This is a genomic window from Pseudomonas sp. P4_C3, from assembly GCF_056402075.1.
The window spans coordinates 1-19,002 of record NZ_JBFUIC010000010.1; the positions used below are offsets into that span (position 1 = coordinate 1).

Genomic DNA, 19,002 nt, shown 5'->3' on the forward strand with positions numbered 1-19,002 from the left:
AGCCAGGTCCAACGCTTCCTTGACGCGAACCTTTGCTTCGGCGGCCGGTATTTTGCGCAAGTTGAGGGGGAAGGCGACGTTCTCGGCCACGCTCATGTGCGGGAACAAGGCGTAACTCTGAAAGACCACGCCCATGTCGCGTTTATAAGCCGGCAGTTTACTGATGTCAGTGCCGTCCATGAGGATACGGCCACGGTCTGGCGCGTCAAAACCGGCAAGCATCATCAGTGTGGTGGTCTTTCCCGATCCGCTGGGGCCCAGCAGGGACAGAAATTCGCCCTGGCGGATGTTCAAATCCAGGTTGTCTACGACCCAGCTGCGCTCGTCATATGTTTTGTGYACACCTTCGAACCGGACCAGTACCGGACTTTCCGCTACGGGTGCTTCGATGTTGTCGGGTAGTGGCATAGGGACCCTGGTAAGCGCGCGGCCGGATTGTGCGGTCATGACCGGATACCCGCGAGGACTTCATCGAGTGCCTGAGCCACAGCCTTGAGAATAGTCTGGATCTGATCGGCATCGACGATCAGCGGCGGTGCCATCACCAGGGTGTCGCCCAGTGCGCGCAGCAGGATGCCGTTGCGTTGCAGGACATCGCTGACCTTGCTGGCCACTTTGAATTCGGCGGGGAAGGGTTCACGGGTCTGCTTGTCAGCGACGAACTCCAGTGCCGCCATCAGACCGATGCCGCGTGCATCGCCCACCAGTGGATGATCGGCAAAGGCTTTGATGCCAGCCTGGAAGGCCGGGGCAACCTCGGCAACGTGTTCGACGATAGCCAACTCGTCGTACATGCGCAGGGTTTCCAGTGCAACGGCTGCGGCCACCGGATGCCCTCCGTAGGTGTAGCCGTGCCCCAGGCCACCCAGGGTATTGCTCTGATCGGCGATGACCTGATAGACCTGATCGCTGAGCAGCAAAGCCGAGATCGGCTGAAACGCTGCGGACAAACCTTTGGCACAGGTCAGCATGTCGGGCTGAATGCCCATTGCCTGGCAGCCCCAGTAATAGCCGGTGCGCCCGAAGCCACAGATCACTTCGTCGGCCACCATCAGAATGTCGTACTTGCGCAGTACCGTCTGAACCTTGGCGAAATACCCGGCTGGCGGCAGGATCACGCCACCGGTGCCCATCACAGGCTCAGCGAAGAAGGCGCCAATGGTTTCAGGGCCAGCGTCGAGAATGGTCTGCTCCAACTCTTCGGCTAGGCGGGTGGAGAACGCTTCTTCGGTTTCCCCGGGAAGGCCTTGGCGATAGAGGTGTGGGCAACGCACATGGATGACGTCGGCCAGGGGCTCGCCCCAACCTTTATGCATGTTGGGCAAACCGGTGAGGCTGGCGGCGGCCAGTGTGGTGCCATGGTAACTGCGGTGACGTGCAATCAGGCGTGTCTTGCCCGGTTTTCCCAGCGCAATGTGGTAGTAGCGAACGAATTTGATCGCGGTATCGATTGCTTCCGATCCTGAACTCTGGAACACCACTTTTTCCAGGCCCGCCGGTGCGTGGGCAATCAATTCGGCGGCCAGGTCTGCGGCCGGTCCATGACTGCGGTGCGCGAAGGTCTGCTGATAGGGCAGCTTCAACATTTGCGCATACGCCGCTTCAGCCAGACGCGGTTGGCTGAAGCCCAGCGTTGCACACCACAGGCCTGACATGCCCTCGATGTAGCGCCGGCCTTGGTCATCAAATACATGAATGCCCTCGCCACGCTCGATCAGCAATGGACCGAGTTGTTCGTGCAGTCGCAGATTGGTCTGCGAGTGGAGATGGTGGGCGATGTCTCGCTTGGCCAGGGCCGAATCACGAGCGGTCATGACGTCATCCTCTTAAATCATTAATCAGTCGTATGCGTATGCGGTACGTAGTTTCATTTTTACGACTATTGGCGGTGATCGTCAAATGTTTTGTGTATCGCTGTAAGCAATAACGTTTCGTTGGAAGAAAAATTATTCGATGGATTTTTGTAAGGGGAAAGACTTTTGTCGAGAAATCATCCGCTTATGCTGCGGTCGGTGAGATGTCGAGATGAGGAGTTCAGTAAGGCGAAAATGCAGAGTCACAGACTTGTTTATCGATGATATACAGTTGTATCGTTTCGCCTACGCGAACACAGTGCTTTAGCACAAAGCTTGCCAGCTCGACGCGGGCTTCGATGAATCGCATGAACGGGATCAAATATGAGCGACGATGCAGGGAAAGGTGGAGTCAGATCGGTGCAACTGGCCCTCGATGTGCTCGAACGAGTGGCAAGCGCGGGGGATGAGATTGGGGTCAGTGAGTTGGCCGTACAACTGGGGACTACTAAAGGCTCAGTGTTCAGGCACCTGAAGACTCTGGTCGAGCGCGGTTACTTGAGTCAAAACCCGCAGACCTCAAAGTATCGACTGGGCATCCAGGCCTATGTGCTCGGGCAGGTAGCCGCCAGCGGCATCGACCTGCTAAGTGCATCCGCTGACGCCATTCGAGATCTGCGAGACGAACTGGGATTGACGGTGGTTCTGTCGGTGCTTCAAGCGCGCCGGTTGATAGTGGTCGAAACGCTATTGGGTAAATCCGCGCTTGAAATTGGTGTGCGTATCGGCACTGAACTGCAGCTGCATTGCAACGCCCAGGGCAAGGTCGCGCTGGCCTTTGCCAAGCAGTTGAGCATGGATCAACTCCCAGGCGAGTTGCCCGCCATCACGGTGAATACGGTGACCGACCGTGCCGATTTGGTGCACCAGGTCAGCGAAGCGAGGTCTCAAGGTTGGGCGTCAGCCATCGAGGAAGAAACACTGGGAATTTCTGCTATCGCTGCTCCGATATTAGGCATCAACGAGGAATTTATCGGCACTGTAGCGCTGGTGGCGACCGTGCAGAATATTTCTCGTGAACTGGATCCTGAACAGGTCAGGGCATTGAAAAAAGCAGCGTTGCGCGCGTCTTGGAACCTTGGGTTCAAAGGAGACTTTTGACGGGTGTAGTCATTACTGGCTAGCCGCATCCAAATCGACATGCTCCACATACACGACTTCACGGACGAGCCGGTGTAGGGGTCACCTTGGACGGGTATAGGCCGATCTTCTACTGCTTCCTACTATGGGGTCATGTTCAATGCCCCATTGGGGTAACAAGAAGCCTGAGTCATGGCGATCGACAGTAATGATTGTTCACGCCTGGGCCCTGCAGCTCGTGTATTTCTCGAGCACACACACGGTCACTTTTTGATGGGCAGTGGCAGGCGCCTACAGCCAGCATTGCTGTGCTCGACCCCTCCAGTGGTCATCAGATCAGTGCTATCGGGGCAGGCAATGCCGCGGATATCGACGCCGCTGTGCAGGCTGCTCATCGTGCTTTCAATCAGCCATCCTGGCGCGGACTGTCGCCGCTGGATCGTGAACGCCTGATCCTGCGCCTGGCCGATTTGATCGAAGCCAATATGGCACTTCTGGCTCAAGTCGAAAGCGTCGATAACGGCATGCCTTTGGGCTTTGCCGAAATCAACGTGGGCGTCGCCGCTGACGTTCTGCGCTACATGGCCGGCTGTGCACACGGCTATCCGCGCGAGCGTAGCTTACAGTTGTAGCGAGTCGGTGAAAAAAAACATTCCGATATTGCCGACTGCCTGCACTGAGGGTACGTCCATGAACCATAAGCTTTCTTCGAGTATCTGCGGTTTATTGGCTGGGGTTGTTCTGGCCAGCAATGCTTCGGCTCAGGTCACCTTGGTGTCTTGGGGGGGCATTTTTCAAGATGCGCAGCGAGAAGTGTTCTTCGATCCCCTGCGATCCGAAGGGCTGAACATTCATGAAGACAGTTGGGACGGTGGCATGGGTATCTTGCGTTCGAAGATCATGGCCGGTGACTCCGGATGGGAGCGTCAACCCAACCCTGAGGACGGGCGCAGCGCACTGCTTTGCCTGAGTGCGGAAGGCAAGGAGATGGTCCACCGGATCCTCGATGATTCTCACGAGCGAAACGAACGCATGCTGCCAGGTCCCATTCACAGGCTCGGCAGTTGCCAACTTGCGCGCACTGTGTTTTGGCCATTGCCTTTAGGTCATCCAATTCAAGCACAACTGTTTGAAGATCAAGTAAAACATCTTGTTGGTGCTGCTGTAGAGCGTTGCGCTCTCGTAGCAGCGTGTCCCGATCTGCTTGCAGCGCAAGAAAGGTTCCTAGATTGATTTTCTCTTGATCTTCTCTGCGTGACCCAAACAGAAAGCTTGGCTTTTGATCAGAATGGTAGACCTACATCCAATGACGTAAATCAGAGTGACGGATTGTTAGCTGAGCTGGCTCGACATGACTTCCCAAAGGGACTGAAATACCAAGACTGCCATACGGTAATTCTTTGTTTCGTATGGCATCATAGATTTTTTCCGTAGCTATATACAGACATGGCCATTGAGGGAATAGGGCAGAAAGTTCATCAAGATAGGATAAAGTTGCTTGCCTGATTTGTGCTTCGAAATGAAAGAGATTGCACCAGCGCAATGCCGCTTCAATTGGGCGATAGAGAATTTTGGCGTGTGGATTGTATGTGTCGGACATAAAACGATGGACCTCCACTCCTCATGGAAGGCCTCTGCCGAACACCTGTGTTTCAACCAAACTAAGGGTGGCGGCTGTTTACTCGGATTTATGATTCGGTGAGGTCATCCATTCTCGTCGAAACATTGCACGTAATTTGTATTTGTCGATACTAAGAACATCCCCTCCTCGACAATGAATGACGAATAAGCTTTGAATGCTTTTGCTAAGAATGCTGCCACAGACTCGTCAGAAAACTGCAACATTATGAATGAATGCCCATCGTGGCGAAAAAACGCAAGGAGTTTAGTAATAGCTTGAGACCCGATTTTATTTCGCCTGTGCTCCGGAAAAATAAACAAACGACGAATTTCAGATGTCGTACGACGAAAAATGCAAAATCCGACAGCTTTGTCGCGCAATAATATTATAAGACACACATCATCTAGATCCTTGTCAGGCTCAGTGAACCAAGCGAGCTCCGGCTTGGCGGCCAACTGAACGGTAGCAATCATTGCCAGACGCTGCTCCTTGCTAGCTAAAATAATCGTTAATTGCCTTACCATGTTGTTTGCTCTTTCGCAGCTGATCGCTTGACTATCATAGGTATCTGACCTCCCAGTATTAGTCGGCCTTGGGATCGGACTGTCCAATTGGCTATTGTCAGATGTTTACAGGCAATATCATTTGAAAGTTCAATATTAAAGGAGCTGCTATTTTTATTTTTTACTGAAAAGGCACTCATGTTTTTAGACTCAAATCGTACGGAATTCAAGGTTGTTAAAGCTTTGGCAGTGTCGCAGTGAACATAAGTACACAACCTTCCCGTTTGAAGGTGACATTGCGAAAATGTTGTTTCAGATGGGTTTCAAAACCTGCTTCGGTATCCGCGCTATTAGCGAAAATGCACTTTCGGTTGTAGATTGTCATCAGCCTGCGTCCAAAGCCATTGTGGTCGGTGGCATCACCCAGAATGGTTGCACTGAACAATATGCCTTGGGGATCGACAATGCTCAGGAAACCCAGTTCGTCGAACCTGCCGATATAGCCGGACAGGAAAAAGCCAGACGCGCGCTTCATTACTCCAGTACAACCGTGCGCGATGTAGCGAACGGGTGAGCGGCACGTTGGCAAACAAGCGTTTTTCCCAGTTGGCATAGGCCCGTTCATCTCGTGGGATCACCCAGGCAGGGGTGCGCTGCAGGATGTGTAGCTTGGCCACTTTTTGCGCAATTTCCGGGGCGTACTGGATAGCGCTGCTGCCCGTGCCAATCGACAGTACATGCTTGCCTGTCAGATCGTAATCATGGTCCCACTGCGCTGAGTGGAATATTTGGCCCTTGAATTTTTCCTGCCCTGGAAGCGTGGGGATAGACGGGACATGAAGGGGGCCGGAAGCCATTACCACATGGCGAGCAACAAACTGCTCACCTGCCATGGTGTCGACGGCCCACAGTCCCTTGGCCTGATCGAAGTGCATGGCGCAGACTTTACGATTGAAGCGCACGAATGGACGGATGCCGAATTTATCTGTCGTATCCAGAATGTATTGCTGGATTTCCTGCCAGCCTGCATAACGTTTGCTCCAGTCGTGCTTCGGTGCAAAGGAAAACGAATACATGTGCGATTGCACATCGCAGGCAGCGCCCGGATAGCTGTTTTCCCTCCAGGTGCTGCCTACTTCGTCGGCCTTTTCTAGCACAACAAAGTTGTCGTTACCTGCTTCGCGCAACTTGATGGCCATGCCCAGCCCACCAAAACCTGAACCAATGATGACGACATCGATAATTTTTCTTACGCCGGTATCGGCTTGTGCTTGGTTGTTCATAGGCATTCTTGGACGGGGAGGAAACTCGACGGGGCCAGTCTAGGAACCTGTACTTGCTGGGGCTATGCTAGGATTGAGAATAAATTGATAATTCCGGCAAGCTAATAAAACCAATACGGCCAGTCACCCTATCCTCGGATTCATCTACATCATCAAGAGCCTGCATAAGCAGGGTTTGGATGTCTCCCCGCTACTACAGCGCCATGGTCTGAATCTGGAGCACCTGGCCCCCGATGCCCGTATTGATCGTAACCTGGAGCTACGCCTGCTCTGTGAGTTAGCCGAAGAGCTGGAAGAGCCCAGCATCGGCCTGAGCATGGGAAGTGGCGTTGGCTTTGCCGGCTACGGTCCCCTGGGGCTGCTTATGTTGAGTTGCGATACCGTCTATGAGGTCATGCACTGCGGACTGCGCTATCAACAATTGACCTATCTGTTCAGCGAACTTGGTTTTCATCCCGGCGAGAAAACTAATGCTTTGACCCTGACACCACTCAAGCTGGCAGAGCCAGCGCGGCGATTGATGGTCGACCATCCAGATGGCCGGCACCTACAAGTTTATACGCGACATTCAGACCAGCCTGCACAAGGGCCTGCACGTCATTCAGGTAGACATTCCTTACCCCAAGCCCGCGCAGGCCCAGCTCTATGAGCAGTTTTATGGTTGCTCAGTGAGGTTTGCCGCGAGTAAAGGGCGTTTCTGGATGTATAACGTGCACTTTCAATCGCACCTGCCCAGTGGCGATCCGACGGCTAAAGCGCTCTACCGCCAGCAATGCGATCAACTGTTGCAAAAGCAAAAACAGGAACAGACCAGCAGTAACCTAGCCGAACAGGTGCGTGCGCACTTGACCCTATTTACCGAAGACTTTCCAGCGGTCGCAGAGGTGTCCGCGATTCTGGGATTGCCCGAGCGGACCTTGCGTCATGAACTGCGCCGTCTGGGGACTTCGTTTCGTCGCATTCTGGACGACTTGCGCTTCAATCGCGCACGGCAGTTACTCGAGAACAGCCAGCTACCCGGGCCGACTCAAGCTCTGGGCGCAACAGCCTATGAGGGTGTTCGCGTCTCTGGTGCCGCGTACGCTGGAAAAGACAACATCGACTCGTTTGGCGTGTGCGCGTAAGTTGAGGACAGCACGGCGCTGAGTCGATCGCCCAACAGGTTCCAGGCGCTTTTCTTCTCTTCGGCATAGTCGTGATGCAGGTAGTGGCGTCTCACCCGCGAGCCTGCCAGTACATGATTTTGGCAGCGATCGATGACGTCCAGGCTGACCCCCAAAGCCTGCATCATGGTCGCGCCCGTGCGGCGCAGGTCATGTGGCGTCCAGTCGCCGTTTTGGCCGTGGGCAAGGAGCAGGGTGTCGTCGTGACGCCGTCTTGAGAGGGCCTTGCGGTTTTTGAACCGGGCTTGGYGATCGCCGACCTGTTTACTCACCACCTTTACGTCCACATGCCCATCATCCTGCTTGTTCGGAAAGCACCACTGGGAGTCTCCCGTCAGGGTCTTGAGTTCCTGAAAAAAATGCAGGGCGAAGGGGGAGAGGAASACATGGTGGTCYTGTTTCTTGCCMCGGGTGCCTTTGACGTTTTCGCTGGGGAGGAACCAGGTCTGCYGGKCCAGATCGACRTTTTTCCWTTCGGCYTGSAGCAAYTCGCCWATCCGGCACARSGTGCCCARGCTGATCCAGAGCGCGAGTTGAGTTTCTTTTKTCAACGGCCGAATGCCRTCKTATTTTTGSCCSGCGGGGAGGGCGTTGTAATCGGCGGTCATTTGCTGGAAGCGGTTGTGCAATTCCAATAGCTCMGCCGGSGAAAGGATSCGGCTTCTTTCSGCYTCGTAGTCRGCMGGRATCAAGGGGGWGATGTCGACCAGTTCCGTCGGRTCGCCCTCGAYCARYAASGCCCGCCARGGCTGGCGYTTTCTGGCCCMGCTGAACATCTGGGTGAGGTCGGCGAAGAAACTGATGGCTTGYCGGTGAGCGCCGCGGTTGACCACGGTGCGGGTCAGCGCCCGAATATCGTGTTCGGACACACTACTCACCGCGGTCTTGCCAAGTGCCGGGAATAGGTCCTTGTTAAAACGGCGCTGCAACTCGGCATTGCCGTCTTTCCGCGCGACGCCATCCAACAGCCAGGCCTTGGCCAGATCCTGGACGGTCAGTGTTTGCGCCTTCGACGTCTTTACCTGTTCGGCCTCTATATCAGCCGCGGCGTATGCCTGTGTCTTGGCGGTCTTCTTTTGCTCGTTAGGATTGATTTGCTCATCGATGAGCGCCCGGGCTTGGTTGCGTGCCTTGCGGATGTCCGTCAGGGATTTGCGCGGCCAGGTTCCGCAGGCGTACTCTTTGTTCTGGTCGCCCCAGCGATAACGATAGAAAAAGCTGACCGACACACCGTCCTTGCGGACGGAGATTCGACCGGCCAGATTGCCATCCTCCCGGAGGATTCGGCCGGCATCGTTGGGAGTCAGCGACTCGAGTTCTTTGATGGTAATTTTGGCCATGAAATGGACTCCCCCTACTTTTACCCCCACAAAAACGTCGGCTCTTAATGGACGTTACTAGACTCTCGTAGAGCAGAACACCGCTGGAGCTCAAGCAAATACTGGCTTAGAAAAATCCAGAGTAAAATTTTGGGATCTTTCAAGAAGTATGAAAAAGGAGATGGGGTGCTAGGGGTCGAGTGTTCGAATCACTCCGTCCCGACCATTTAATTTCAAGAAATCCAGTCACTTAGCGGTGACTGGATTTTTTTATAGCTTATCGTATTTTACATTGCTGATTTTTGCCCCGCTTTTTGCCCCACCGAAGATTTCGATTATCCGCCGGTCTGACTGTGTGGGGGATTTTACGTAGAGTGTGCGTTACCGGGGTTTCAAGCGACTCCGGTGTGAGTTCACGCCGCTTTTGGCCCTTTTTCGCGCTGCCTTTGGCACCAATCCTGTCTGATATTTCTCTTCCTTTCTCAGCTTTTTCGCATGTCAGATAGCCTTGCCAAGCGCCCTGTTTCCGGGCGATTAGGGCGTTTTTCCTCACCCGCTCCGCGGCACTAAACCTTGGAAGCTCAGTTCCGATTCTTCGTTCTTAACGGTCACCATCCAAAATCAGCGAACCGRCTGTACGTCACGCGGGCCGTGCCTTTGAAGACAAACAGAAGCACCTTTAGGCCGGACTTCCGATTGTGCGCTAGGGAAACGGAACAGAGCGCGGGGAGGCGGGGAGGGTGGTTGGGCAATCGCCAGGTCTGCGGAAGGTCTCTAGTCGCCGGTCGAGCCCTTTGATCACAAGGCCCAGGGGCCGATTTGGAATCAAACTATCGCGTCCGAGAGCCTTATTCATACCTCCAAATTCGACGTTTTTGGGCCCAAACCGCAGTGCCAAACAGACCGCAAATTCACCCGACTTCTTGCTGTTTTGGTGAAAAACCATTTTGCAGGTAGTTGGCACCGATTGAGTGCCGCTGAACCCTCGAAAGATCCGTCGGCCGCGGCTTCTAGCGGTCAGCTCGGAATCTCTTGCAAGGTCCTGGTCGGTGCCAAATCCGCTGCTAACTCACACTCTGGGTGGAATCATCACCTCTTCCGGAGGAGATGGACGCAAGATTTCTGTGTGCCAATGTCCCCCGCAGGAAATTTGGCGATGGAGGGCAGGGATGGACCTAGTTGACGGCTCGTCAGGCAGTCTTCTCCAACTCTTGTCCACTGGGGGTTAGCTTATGGCGACTAGCCGAGCGCACCGAACAAGGTGATCAGGCAGATACTGAGAATCAACGTTGTACTAGTAGGGCATGGTGGTTCATGGGGATCCTTGCGCGAAATCGCAGATCATCCAGGCTCTCGCGGCCAACGGTCGGGGGAGTAGGCGTCGTCACCGATTTGCCGCGCTACGGTCTGTACGGTGTGTTGATCCAGGCCTCGCCACCTACTCCGGAATTGAACATGAGGTCACCCTGCACGCTGCGTGGGATCGTCAGCATTACAGCCCCCGAATCCTGGAAAGCCTGGCGCAGCGGCTCAAGGACTTTTTGCGTAGTACGCACTGAAGCGCGACGCTTGTGTCTGCAACTCGAGCTATGACGTGGTGGCTAACAGGACACTACGGCGCCTTATTCAGCGAGCATCCGGAAACTCGATCTGATTGGCTGACGCGTAGCGCAGGCTATCGAGCAGGTCGGTGATCCCAGGGTCGCTCTCTGTCCCTTTGCGCCAGCACATTCCCAATGTGCCGAGGGCATCGAGTTCAAACTCCAGCGGGACGATCAGGCCGCGCTGGGTGAAGTGGTCGGCCACGCGGTCCGAGGCGATCGAGAGCATGTCGCTCAATTGCAGCAGCCACAGGTTTGCAATCAGCGAGGATGACTCCACCCGATAGGGTAAAGGCCGTTGACCGGCGTTGGTCAGGGCGATGTCCAGCTTGCTGCGAATTGGCGTGCCCACCGGCCACATAATCCAGTCGAAGGCATGCAATGCCTCCCAGTCCAGTGAAGGTTGGCAGGTCAACGGGTGTCCCGGCCTGCTGATCACCCGCATGGTCTCTTCATACAGCAGTTCGCTGCACAGACTGTGACGTGGGGCGAAGTTATCGAAGCGGCCAACCACCAGGTCCAGTTGCCCTTGCTCCAGTCGCTCGAGCAGCACATTCATGGTGTTTTCCTGAAGCTCCACCTGTGCATTGGGATGTAAACGCAGAAACTGGATGATCGCCGCCGGCACCAGGTTAGGCGCAGAAGCAGGTGAAGTGCCGATGGCCACACGATACGAACTACCTTCCTGCATGGCCGCCAGATTCTGCTGGGCCCGGTCCATTTCACTCAAAACCCGCTGTGCATGACCCAGCAGCATCTGTCCTTGAGAGGTCGGTTTGAGCCCGCGGGCATGGCGTTCGAATAAGGGCGCGCCAACACTGTCCTCCAGTTCCTTCAGCCATTTCGAAAGGGCCGGCTGAGTCGTGAACGTCACCCGTGCAGCCTCACTGATACTTCCGGTCTCGGCCAGGCTGATCAGCAATTGCAGGTGACTGAGTCGTAGTCGGCGGGTCCAGTCCATCTTTTTACCTATATATTTATTAGCATGGATGCATCATAAAATAGCATTATTAGGATATGGGATGCTGCAGGATAATTCATCGGGCCACGGTTTCCACCACGCATGGAAACCGCTCTTCGAAGCGTTTACCCGGCTAAAGGGTTTGACCTTCGGCTAACTCGCCAGGGTGTCCTGATGAATAACAAAATCAACGATGTGCGTGCCGATTTTTACCAGCGCATCGACAAGCACCATCTCTTTCCGCTTTGGGAGCAGCTGCACAATCTTGTGCCCAAAGAGCCCGCCGATGCCTGTGTCGGTGCGTTATGGCGTTATCGGGAATTGCGCCCTTATCTGACTGAAGCGGGTCGTTTGATCACGGCAGAAGAAGCGGTTCGTCGCGTTCTGGTCCTGGAGAATCCTGCCATCCGTGGCTCGGCTTCGATCACCTCGAGCCTGTACGCCGGACTGCAAATGATCTTGCCGGGTGAGATCGCCCCAAGCCATCGCCACAGTCAATCGGCGCTGCGCTTTGTTGTCGAAGGTCGTGGGGCGTTTACGGCAGTCGACGGCGAACGCACGACCATGGAGCCCGGCGACTTCATCATCACACCCTCCTGGACCTGGCATGACCATGGCAACCCGACTGAAGCCGAAGGCGGCGAGCCGGTGATCTGGCTCGATGGTCTGGACATTCCCATGGTGCGTTTTTTTGGCGCTGGATTCGCCGAAAACTACGAGGAGCCGGTTCAGCCACTGACCCGCCCCGAAGGCAACAGCTACGCGCGCTATGGCATGAATTTACTGCCGATGCGCCATGAATCCAGCTCGCGAACTTCGCCTGTATTCAACTACCCCTATGCCCGTACTCGCGAGGCGCTCGACATCCTGTTGCGCCAGGATCAGGTCGATCCGTGGGATGGGGTGAAGTTGCGCTACGTGAATCCGCTTACCGGCGGCTGGCCGATGCCGACCATCGCGACCTTCATGCAAATTCTGCCGCGAGGCTTCCGTGGCCAGACTTACCGCAATACCGATGCCACGGTTTTTTCGGTCGTGGAAGGTCGGGGCAGCGTCAACATCGCCGGCCAACGCCATGAGTTTGAAGCCCGCGACATCTTCGTTGTGCCGAGTTGGGCGGCGGTGAATTTTCAGACCGATGAAGACTGCGTGCTGTTCAGCTTCTCTGACCGACCGGTCCAGGAAGCGCTGGGCATTCTTCGCGAATCCCGTGAAACCCGTTAACCCCCAATTCGTTTCTATCAGGAGTCGAGCATGACTTACGTTGTCGAGCCTCAAGCGGTTACTGCACTGTCGATCAATGGCAGCGCTGACACTTTTCCGGTGCGCCGGGTGTATTGCGTTGGCCGTAACTACGCCGCTCATGCGCGGGAAATGGGCTTTGATCCCGACCGCGAGCCGCCGTTCTTTTTCTGCAAACCGGCCGACTCCGTTGTGCCGGTGGCTTATTACCAGCCCCTGGAACTGCCTTATCCGGCCGAAACCAGCAACTACCACTACGAAATCGAGCTCGTCGTGGCCATTGGCAAGGCAGGTCGCGATATTCCGCTGGAGCAGGCCAACGACTATGTCTATGGCTACTCCGTCGGCCTGGACATGACCCGCCGTGACTTGCAGATGAAAATGCGCGAAATGGGCCGCCCCTGGGAAATCGGCAAGGCGTTCGATGCCTCGGCTCCGATCGGTCCGTTGCACCCGGCCAGCCAGATTGGCCACCCGAGCAAGGCCGGTCTGTGGCTGCAGGTCAATGGCACTGACAAGCAACGCAGCGATATCGACAAGCTGATCTGGTCTGTCCCGGAAACCATTAGCTATCTCTCGCGCTTCTTCGAACTGCAGCCTGGCGACTTGATCATGACCGGTACGCCGGAAGGTGTGGGCCCGGTGGTGGTCGGCGAGCGCATGACCGGTGGCGTCGAAGGCTTGGGCGAGATCCAGGTCGACGTCGTTTAACCCGCTCCGGGCCGGCTCCACGCCGCCGGCCCCGGATCAAACCGCCAATACATGGCCCGAAAAATGTGCAGGGCCGGAGGATTCGCTCATGTCTTCCACTGATAAAAATAACAGTGTGGATGTACAGGACTTCATCGACACCAGGCCGGTCAGCCCCTTTCAGTGGTTGGTTCTGGGCTTATGCTTTCTGGTAACGGCCATTGATGGTCTGGACACTGCCGCCGTCGGTTTCATCGCCCCGGCCTTGCGCGAGGAGTGGGGTTTGACGCCTGCGCAACTCAACCCGGTACTCGGCGCTTCATTGCTGGGTCTGATGCTGGGGGCTTTCATCGCAGGCCCGTTGGCTGACCGTTTCGGTCGCAAAACCATATTGCTGATTTCCGTTTTATTCTTCGGTGGGTGGAGCCTGGCCGCCTGTGCATCGCAGGATGTCCTTGGCTTGACCGCGATGCGATTTCTCACTGGTCTCGGATTGGGTGGTGCCATGCCCAATGCGATCACCCTGACCTCCGAGTACTGTCCTCAGCGCCGTCGCTCGTTGATGGTCACCACCATGTTCTGCGGTTTCACCCTGGGCTCGGCGCTCGGGGGTGTGGTAGCCGCCCAGATGGTCCCAGTGTTTGGGTGGCGCAGCGTGCTGTTTCTTGGCGGCCTGTTGCCGCTGTTGTGTCTGCCATTTCTGTTTGTACTGTTGCCTGAGTCGGTGCGATTCCTGGTGCAGCACTCGGCGCCTGCGACGCGGATCAGCGCCATTTTGCAACGCATTTCAGCGCAACCGCTGGCAAGCAATCTCAGCTACGAGATTCACGATGGTATCGGTGAATCCAACACTCGCCAGTCGCCGATCCACCAGATTCTCAGCGGTAGCCATCGCATCGGAACCCTGCTGCTGTGGAGTTCGTTCTCCATGAGTCTGCTGATCATTTACATGATGACCAGCTGGCTGCCGATCCTGATCAAGGATACCGGCCTGCAGCYCAGCCAGGCGGCGCTGGTCAGCGCCATGTTTCAGGTCGGCGGCACCGTGGGCGCTATCGTCCTGGGTGGGGCCATGGATCGCTGCAACCCATTCCGGGTATTGGTCTGCGCCTACATCACCGGTGCTTTCTGCCTGATGGCGATTGGTCTCTTCCATGATCAGTACATCCTGTTGATTCTCGGGGTGTTCGGCATGGGCTTTTGCATCAGTGGATCGCAAGTGGGGGCCAATGCGCTGGCTGCCGGCTTCTACCCGACCACCATGCGTGCCACCGGGGTCAGCTGGGCCCACGGTGTCGGCCGCATCGGCGCGGTTCTCGGTACCCTCGGCGGTGGCTGGATGCTAGGCATGGGTATGGGCTTTAGCGGCGTCTTCACCCTCCTGATGGTGCCCGCCGTGCTGGCCAGCGTGGCGATATTTCTGATGGGCCTACGCTACAGCCGCTCGCTGCAGCAGACCCCAATCGTCGTTCATTGATCTGCCATAGGTACTGTCACTATGAAGCTCTACAGTTTCTTCAACAGCTCCACCTCCTACCGGGTGCGTATCGCGCTTGCGTTGAAGGAGCTGCCCTACGACTACCAGGGCATCAACCTGCGGGTCGGTCAACAATACAGTGGCGAACATCGCGAGCGCAGCCCAATTGGCGGTGTGCCGGTGCTCAACGCCGATGGCGATCTGTTGACCCAATCCCTGGCCATCATCGACTACCTCGACAGCCAGTACCCCGGCCCACGTCTGATCCCGGCCGATGCCCTGCAGCGTGCCCGCGTGCTGGAAATCGCCAACCTGATCGGCTGCGATATCCATCCCGTCAACAACGTACGGGTACTCAATTACCTGCAGAACGTATTGGCCGTCACCGCTGAGCAAAAGACTGCCTGGTACAAACATTGGGTGGCCGAAGGCCTGGGCGCCGTCGAAGCGCTGCTGCGCCGCCATGGCAGCGGCGACTACTGTATGGGTGACGAGCCTGGCCTGGCCGACTGCTGCCTGATACCGCAAGTGGCCAATGCCGAGCGCATGGGCTGCGACCTTTCCTCTTACCCGCGGGTGATGGCGGTGTATCGCCATTGCCTGGAGCTGCCTGCATTTCTGGCTGCCGCACCTGCACGGCAGCCCGACTTCATTGCATAACCAATCGGCAGGCTTCGCTGCTCATTCAAGCAGCCTGCTCAGCAACGTATTTGGAGACCAGAATCATGACTGCACAAGATAAAAAACAGTCGGTTATCGTCGTCGGTGGAGGCATCGGTGGCCTCGCCGCTGCCCAGGCATTGACCCAACAGGGTATTGCGGTACTGCTACTGGAGCAGGCTGACCATATCGGCGAGATCGGTGCCGGCATCCAGCTTGGCCCGAATGCCTATGCGGCGCTCGACGCTCTGGGAGCGGGCGAGGCCGCACGGAGTCGCTCGGTGTTCACTGATCATCTGATCATGATGGATGCAATCGATGCCCACGAAGTCGCTCGCATCGATGTCGGTGAAGCGTTCCGCAAGCGCTTCGGCAACCCCTATGGCGTAATCCACCGTGTCGACATTCATTTGTCGATTCTGGAAGTGGTGCAAAACAACCCGCTGATTCAGTTCAAAACCTCGGTCTGCATTAAAAACCTTGAGCAGGACGCCGATGGCGTAACGCTGACCGACAGTCACGGCAATACCTACCGCGCCGATGCCGTGATTGGCTGCGACGGTGTGCGCTCGGTGGTTCGCGATGCACTGCATGGCGAGCCGCCGCRGGTGACCGGGCACGTGGTGTACCGCGCGGTGGTCGAGGAAAATGACATGCCCGAGGACTTGCGCGTTAACGCGCCGATGCTCTGGGCAGGCCCGCGTTGCCACCTGGTGCATTACCCGCTGCGTGGTGGCAAGCAATACAATCTGGTCGTCACCTTCCACAGCAAGGAACAGGAAGAGTGGGGCGTTACCGAAGGCAGCAAAGAGGAAGTGTTGAGCTACTTCGAAGGTATTCACCCGCGCCCACGGCAAATGCTTGACCGTCCGACCTCCTGGCGGCGCTGGGCCACGGCTGACCGTGAGCCGGTGGAAAATTGGGGCGAAGGTCGCGCGACCATCCTCGGCGACGCCGCGCATCCCATGACCCAATACCTGGCCCAAGGCGCCTGCAGYGCACTGGAGGACGCCGTGGTACTGGGGCAGGCCGTCAAGCAATGCAACTTCGACCTGCAAGCGGCTTTCCGTCTGTACGAAACCATCCGTATCCCACGCACCGCCCGAATCCTCTGGTCGGCCAGGGAGATGGGACGCCTCTACCACGCCAAAGGCGTCGAGCGTCAGGTGCGCAATCAGCTATGGGACGGACGTGCGCAGGAGCAGTTCTACGACGCCATACAATGGCTGTACGGCTGGAGCCTCGATAACTGCATGAAGCACTGATACGCCTATCGACTTCGCTTAACGCAAGCGCGGGCCATTAAAAATTGGATCTCTGAAAAGAGGTCCATTTTTTTCGTCCAAAGAAAAGTCGTTCTTTGGCGCAGCTTTTTGCGCTGTCGGGATAACGGCGTAACCCATTGGAGCGCCGATGCCGGGAGAGCTTCCTATGATCGGGTCATGTCGATGGCGACGTATTGGGACCGCTGTTAGAAATGAGCACCGACGACCACGTGCCTTGCCGGACGAAGTTTTTGCGTGAGATGCCAACCGACGAAACCAGAGCGCCAATCAAGGTTGGTTACTGATGTCTGCTACGGAGTTGATCGCTCATGAATGATGCGACGTACCGAGTCACCCTTTCGTGTAAGCACGGTGGCCTGAAGTGAGTGCCTACCTGCAATGCCTGTCGCATACCCCGCTGGTCGGTCATGTCGATCCGCTTCCGGCGGTGCTGGCCGAGGTCGATGGCGTGGTGGCCGACGCCCGGCAGCGGATCGCGCAGTTCGATCCGGAGCTGGTGATCCTGTTCGCACCGGATCACTACAACGGCTTTTTCTATGACGTGATGCCATCGTTCTGCATTGGCATGGCCGCCCATGCCATCGGCGACTTCGGCACCGCTGCCGGTCCGCTCAGTGTTCCCGGGGATCTGGCCGAAGCTTGCGCTAATACAGTGCTGGAGGCTGGCGTCGATGTTGCGGTGTCTTATCGCATGCAGGTGGATCATGGCTTTGCCCAACCGCTCGAGCTGCTGCTTGGCGGACTCGATCGTTGCCCGGTAATCCCGGTCTTCGTCAACTCGGTGGCCATCCCGCTTCCGGGTTTCCAGCGGGCCCGCCTGCTCGGCGAGGCCATCGGGACTTTTGCCCGCACGCTGAATAAACGGGTCCTGTTCCTTGCATCTGGCGGTCTGTCGCATCAGCCGCCGGTGCCGGAACTGGCCAAAGTGGATGCCCGCATGGCCGACCGACTGATGGGCAGCGGCCGAAACCTGCCGGCCGATGAGCGTGAAGCGCGCCAGCAGCGGGTCATCCTCGCGGCTCAACGCTTCATCGAAGACCAGAGTTCGCTGCACCCGCTCAATCCGGAATGGGATCAGCAGTTCCTCGACATTCTTGCCGAGGGCCGCCTTGCCGAACTGGACGGATTGGGCAATGCCGAGCTGTCTGCCCTTGCCGGTAAGTCCACTCACGAAGTGAAAACCTGGGTGGCGGCTTTCGCCGCGCTCTCGGCCTTTGGCCCCTATCAGGCAAACGACCGTTACTACCGCCCGATTCCCGAATGGATCGCTGGCTTCGGCTCGCTCAGTGCCCAACCGTCGGTCTGAAGCGACTTCGTAATGCCATTCTCTGAACTCAAGGAGTTAGCCAATGAGAGAAACATCCCAAGCCCTGACCGAAGCGTCCAGCAGCAAATTCGCTCGTATCAACGAAGGCGATCTTGAGCTGAACATCCATTACAACGACTGCGGCCAAGGCGCCGAGACGGTAGTGATGCTGCACGGTTCTGGTCCGGGCGCCAGCGGCTGGGCCAACTTCAACCGCAACATCGAGCCATTGGTCGAGGCCGGCTATCGGGTGATCCTCATGGATTGCCCAGGCTGGAGCAAGAGCGACTCCATCGTTTGCACCGGCTCACGCTCGGATCTTAATGCCCGCGTGCTGGAGGGGCTGCTCGATGTACTGGGCCTTGAGCGAGTGCATATTCTCGGTAACTCCATGGGCGGTCACAGCGCTGTCGCCTTCGCTCTGGCCAACCCGCAGCGGGTCGGCAAACTGGTGCTGATGGGCGGCGGTACCGGTGGTGCGAGTTCGTTCGTGCCGATGCCGACCGAAGGCATCAAGTTGCTGCAGGGGCTGTACCGGGAGCCGACCGTCGAGAACCTGAAGAAGATGATGAACGTCTTTGTCTTCGACACCAGCGACCTCACTGAAGCGCTGTTCCAGACTCGCCTGGACAACATGCTGTCACGTCGGGACCACCTGGAAAATTTCGTCGAGAGCCATTCCATCAATCCGAAACAGTTCCCTGATTTCGGTCCGCGTCTGGGCGAAATCATGGCGCAGACGCTGGTCATCTGGGGCCGTAACGACCGCTTCGTACCCATGGACACCGGTCTGCGGCTGATCGCCGGCATCCCCAATTCCGAACTGCACGTGTTCAACAGCTGTGGCCACTGGGCGCAGTGGGAGCACGCCGACAAGTTCAACCGCATGGTGCTGGATTTCCTGAGCCACTGATCGGGCACCTGGCGCTGGCGGACTTCGGTTCCTCCCACTCCAGC

The 19,002-nt window shown here is 56.7% G+C and carries 19 protein-coding genes; 12 read left to right on the top strand and 7 right to left on the bottom strand.

Annotated elements, in window-relative coordinates:
* Positions 1 to 408, bottom strand: a 408-nt coding sequence (locus tag AC1DVH_RS03940) for an ABC transporter ATP-binding protein (protein ID WP_477752753.1), incomplete at its 3' end; no start/stop codon positions are given.
* 35 nt (positions 409 to 443) lie between these two features.
* Entirely contained in the window at positions 444 to 1,814 is a 1,371-nt protein-coding gene (locus AC1DVH_RS03945; RefSeq protein WP_477752705.1) for an aminotransferase, read from the bottom strand.
* A gap of 363 nt (positions 1,815 to 2,177) precedes the next feature.
* Between AC1DVH_RS03945 and AC1DVH_RS03950 the strand changes: the two genes are divergently transcribed.
* The 3 genes from AC1DVH_RS03950 (at position 2,178) to AC1DVH_RS03960 (ending at position 4,166) form a co-directional block, all read left to right on the top strand.
* Entirely contained in the window at positions 2,178 to 2,954 is a 777-nt protein-coding gene (locus AC1DVH_RS03950; protein ID WP_477752706.1) for an IclR family transcriptional regulator, read from the top strand.
* Positions 2,955 to 3,145: 191 nt separating this feature from the next.
* Positions 3,146 to 3,565: an aldehyde dehydrogenase family protein gene (locus tag AC1DVH_RS03955; RefSeq protein ID WP_477752707.1), complete on the top strand. Its 420-nt coding sequence runs from the start codon at positions 3,146 to 3,148 to the stop codon at positions 3,563 to 3,565.
* A 58-nt stretch (positions 3,566 to 3,623) separates the two neighbouring features.
* Positions 3,624 to 4,166 (top strand): hypothetical protein, encoded by a 543-nt coding sequence (locus AC1DVH_RS03960; protein WP_477752708.1) that lies wholly within the window; start codon positions 3,624 to 3,626, stop codon positions 4,164 to 4,166.
* Between the two features lie 64 nt (positions 4,167 to 4,230).
* On the opposite strand, the gene AC1DVH_RS03965 is transcribed toward AC1DVH_RS03960, so the two are convergent.
* The 3 genes from AC1DVH_RS03965 to AC1DVH_RS03975 all read right to left on the bottom strand — a co-directional run bounded on the left by AC1DVH_RS03965 (position 4,231) and on the right by AC1DVH_RS03975 (position 6,340).
* Complete coding sequence (locus tag AC1DVH_RS03965) at positions 4,231 to 4,533, bottom strand: hypothetical protein (RefSeq protein WP_477752709.1); 303 nt, start codon at positions 4,531 to 4,533, stop codon at positions 4,231 to 4,233.
* 104 nt (positions 4,534 to 4,637) lie between these two features.
* Positions 4,638 to 5,078 (bottom strand): GNAT family N-acetyltransferase, encoded by a 441-nt coding sequence (locus AC1DVH_RS03970; RefSeq protein ID WP_477752710.1) that lies wholly within the window; start codon positions 5,076 to 5,078, stop codon positions 4,638 to 4,640.
* Positions 5,079 to 5,476: 398 nt separating this feature from the next.
* Positions 5,477 to 6,340 carry a flavin-containing monooxygenase gene (locus tag AC1DVH_RS03975; protein ID WP_477752711.1) on the bottom strand — a complete coding sequence of 288 codons (864 nt, stop codon included), beginning with the start codon at positions 6,338 to 6,340 and terminating at the stop codon, positions 5,477 to 5,479.
* A 175-nt stretch (positions 6,341 to 6,515) separates the two neighbouring features.
* On the opposite strand from AC1DVH_RS03975, the gene AC1DVH_RS03980 reads away from it, so the two are divergent.
* Both AC1DVH_RS03980 and AC1DVH_RS03985 read left to right on the top strand, forming a co-directional pair.
* On the top strand, positions 6,516 to 6,989 hold the full coding sequence (locus tag AC1DVH_RS03980) for an AraC family transcriptional regulator ligand-binding domain-containing protein (RefSeq protein ID WP_477752712.1): 474 nt from the start codon (positions 6,516 to 6,518) through the stop codon (positions 6,987 to 6,989).
* Positions 6,877 to 7,464: a helix-turn-helix domain-containing protein gene (locus AC1DVH_RS03985; RefSeq protein ID WP_477752713.1), complete on the top strand. Its 588-nt coding sequence runs from the start codon at positions 6,877 to 6,879 to the stop codon at positions 7,462 to 7,464. Before AC1DVH_RS03980 ends, AC1DVH_RS03985 begins: the two co-directional genes overlap by 113 nt.
* On the opposite strand, the gene AC1DVH_RS03990 is transcribed toward AC1DVH_RS03985, so the two are convergent.
* The gene (locus AC1DVH_RS03990) at positions 7,389 to 8,843 is read right to left on the bottom strand and encodes a tyrosine-type recombinase/integrase (protein WP_477752714.1); all 1,455 of its coding nucleotides are present in this window, start codon (positions 8,841 to 8,843) and stop codon (positions 7,389 to 7,391) included. The two genes, AC1DVH_RS03985 and AC1DVH_RS03990, sit on opposite strands and share 76 nt — an antisense overlap.
* Positions 8,844 to 10,448: 1,605 nt before the next feature.
* Positions 10,449 to 11,384 carry a LysR substrate-binding domain-containing protein gene (locus AC1DVH_RS03995; protein ID WP_477752715.1) on the bottom strand — a complete coding sequence of 312 codons (936 nt, stop codon included), beginning with the start codon at positions 11,382 to 11,384 and terminating at the stop codon, positions 10,449 to 10,451.
* Between the two features lie 174 nt (positions 11,385 to 11,558).
* On the opposite strand from AC1DVH_RS03995, the gene gtdA reads away from it, so the two are divergent.
* The 7 genes from gtdA (at position 11,559) to AC1DVH_RS04030 (ending at position 18,958) form a co-directional block, all read left to right on the top strand.
* Complete coding sequence (gtdA, locus tag AC1DVH_RS04000; protein WP_477752716.1) at positions 11,559 to 12,608, top strand: gentisate 1,2-dioxygenase; 1,050 nt, start codon at positions 11,559 to 11,561, stop codon at positions 12,606 to 12,608.
* Between the two features lie 30 nt (positions 12,609 to 12,638).
* Positions 12,639 to 13,337: a fumarylacetoacetate hydrolase family protein gene (locus AC1DVH_RS04005; protein WP_477752717.1), complete on the top strand. Its 699-nt coding sequence runs from the start codon at positions 12,639 to 12,641 to the stop codon at positions 13,335 to 13,337.
* 88 nt (positions 13,338 to 13,425) lie between these two features.
* The gene (locus tag AC1DVH_RS04010) at positions 13,426 to 14,793 is read left to right on the top strand and encodes an MFS transporter (protein ID WP_477752718.1); all 1,368 of its coding nucleotides are present in this window, start codon (positions 13,426 to 13,428) and stop codon (positions 14,791 to 14,793) included.
* A gap of 21 nt (positions 14,794 to 14,814) precedes the next feature.
* Entirely contained in the window at positions 14,815 to 15,453 is a 639-nt protein-coding gene (maiA, locus tag AC1DVH_RS04015) for a maleylacetoacetate isomerase (RefSeq protein ID WP_477752719.1), read from the top strand.
* 65 nt (positions 15,454 to 15,518) lie between these two features.
* Positions 15,519 to 16,718, top strand: coding sequence for a 3-hydroxybenzoate 6-monooxygenase (locus AC1DVH_RS04020; RefSeq protein WP_477752720.1), 1,200 nt, complete (start codon positions 15,519 to 15,521; stop codon positions 16,716 to 16,718).
* Between the two features lie 382 nt (positions 16,719 to 17,100).
* Positions 17,101 to 18,045, top strand: coding sequence for a 3-carboxyethylcatechol 2,3-dioxygenase (gene mhpB / locus AC1DVH_RS04025; protein WP_477752721.1), 945 nt, complete (start codon positions 17,101 to 17,103; stop codon positions 18,043 to 18,045).
* 43 nt (positions 18,046 to 18,088) lie between these two features.
* Positions 18,089 to 18,958, top strand: a complete 870-nt coding sequence (locus tag AC1DVH_RS04030; protein WP_477752722.1) for an alpha/beta fold hydrolase — start codon at positions 18,089 to 18,091, stop codon at positions 18,956 to 18,958.
* Positions 18,959 to 19,002 lie beyond the last annotated feature (44 nt).

What these genes read in the sequence shown, in the direction of transcription:
- AC1DVH_RS03985 (WP_477752713.1), top strand. Translation starts at nt 6,877, where the DNA reads ATGGCCGGCACCTACAAGTTTATACGCGACATTCAGACCAGCCTGCAC.
- AC1DVH_RS03975 (WP_477752711.1), bottom strand. Translation starts at nt 6,340, where the DNA reads ATGAACAACCAAGCACAAGCCGATACCGGCGTAAGAAAAATTATCGAT.
- AC1DVH_RS03960 (WP_477752708.1), top strand. Translation starts at nt 3,624, where the DNA reads ATGAACCATAAGCTTTCTTCGAGTATCTGCGGTTTATTGGCTGGGGTT.
- AC1DVH_RS03950 (WP_477752706.1), top strand. Translation starts at nt 2,178, where the DNA reads ATGAGCGACGATGCAGGGAAAGGTGGAGTCAGATCGGTGCAACTGGCC.
- gtdA (WP_477752716.1), top strand. Translation starts at nt 11,559, where the DNA reads ATGAATAACAAAATCAACGATGTGCGTGCCGATTTTTACCAGCGCATC.
- AC1DVH_RS03995 (WP_477752715.1), bottom strand. Translation starts at nt 11,384, where the DNA reads ATGGACTGGACCCGCCGACTACGACTCAGTCACCTGCAATTGCTGATC.
- AC1DVH_RS04030 (WP_477752722.1), top strand. Translation starts at nt 18,089, where the DNA reads ATGAGAGAAACATCCCAAGCCCTGACCGAAGCGTCCAGCAGCAAATTC.
- AC1DVH_RS03945 (WP_477752705.1), bottom strand. Translation starts at nt 1,814, where the DNA reads ATGACCGCTCGTGATTCGGCCCTGGCCAAGCGAGACATCGCCCACCAT.
- AC1DVH_RS03965 (WP_477752709.1), bottom strand. Translation starts at nt 4,533, where the DNA reads ATGTCCGACACATACAATCCACACGCCAAAATTCTCTATCGCCCAATT.
- AC1DVH_RS04005 (WP_477752717.1), top strand. Translation starts at nt 12,639, where the DNA reads ATGACTTACGTTGTCGAGCCTCAAGCGGTTACTGCACTGTCGATCAAT.
- AC1DVH_RS03970 (WP_477752710.1), bottom strand. Translation starts at nt 5,078, where the DNA reads ATGGTAAGGCAATTAACGATTATTTTAGCTAGCAAGGAGCAGCGTCTG.
- maiA (WP_477752719.1), top strand. Translation starts at nt 14,815, where the DNA reads ATGAAGCTCTACAGTTTCTTCAACAGCTCCACCTCCTACCGGGTGCGT.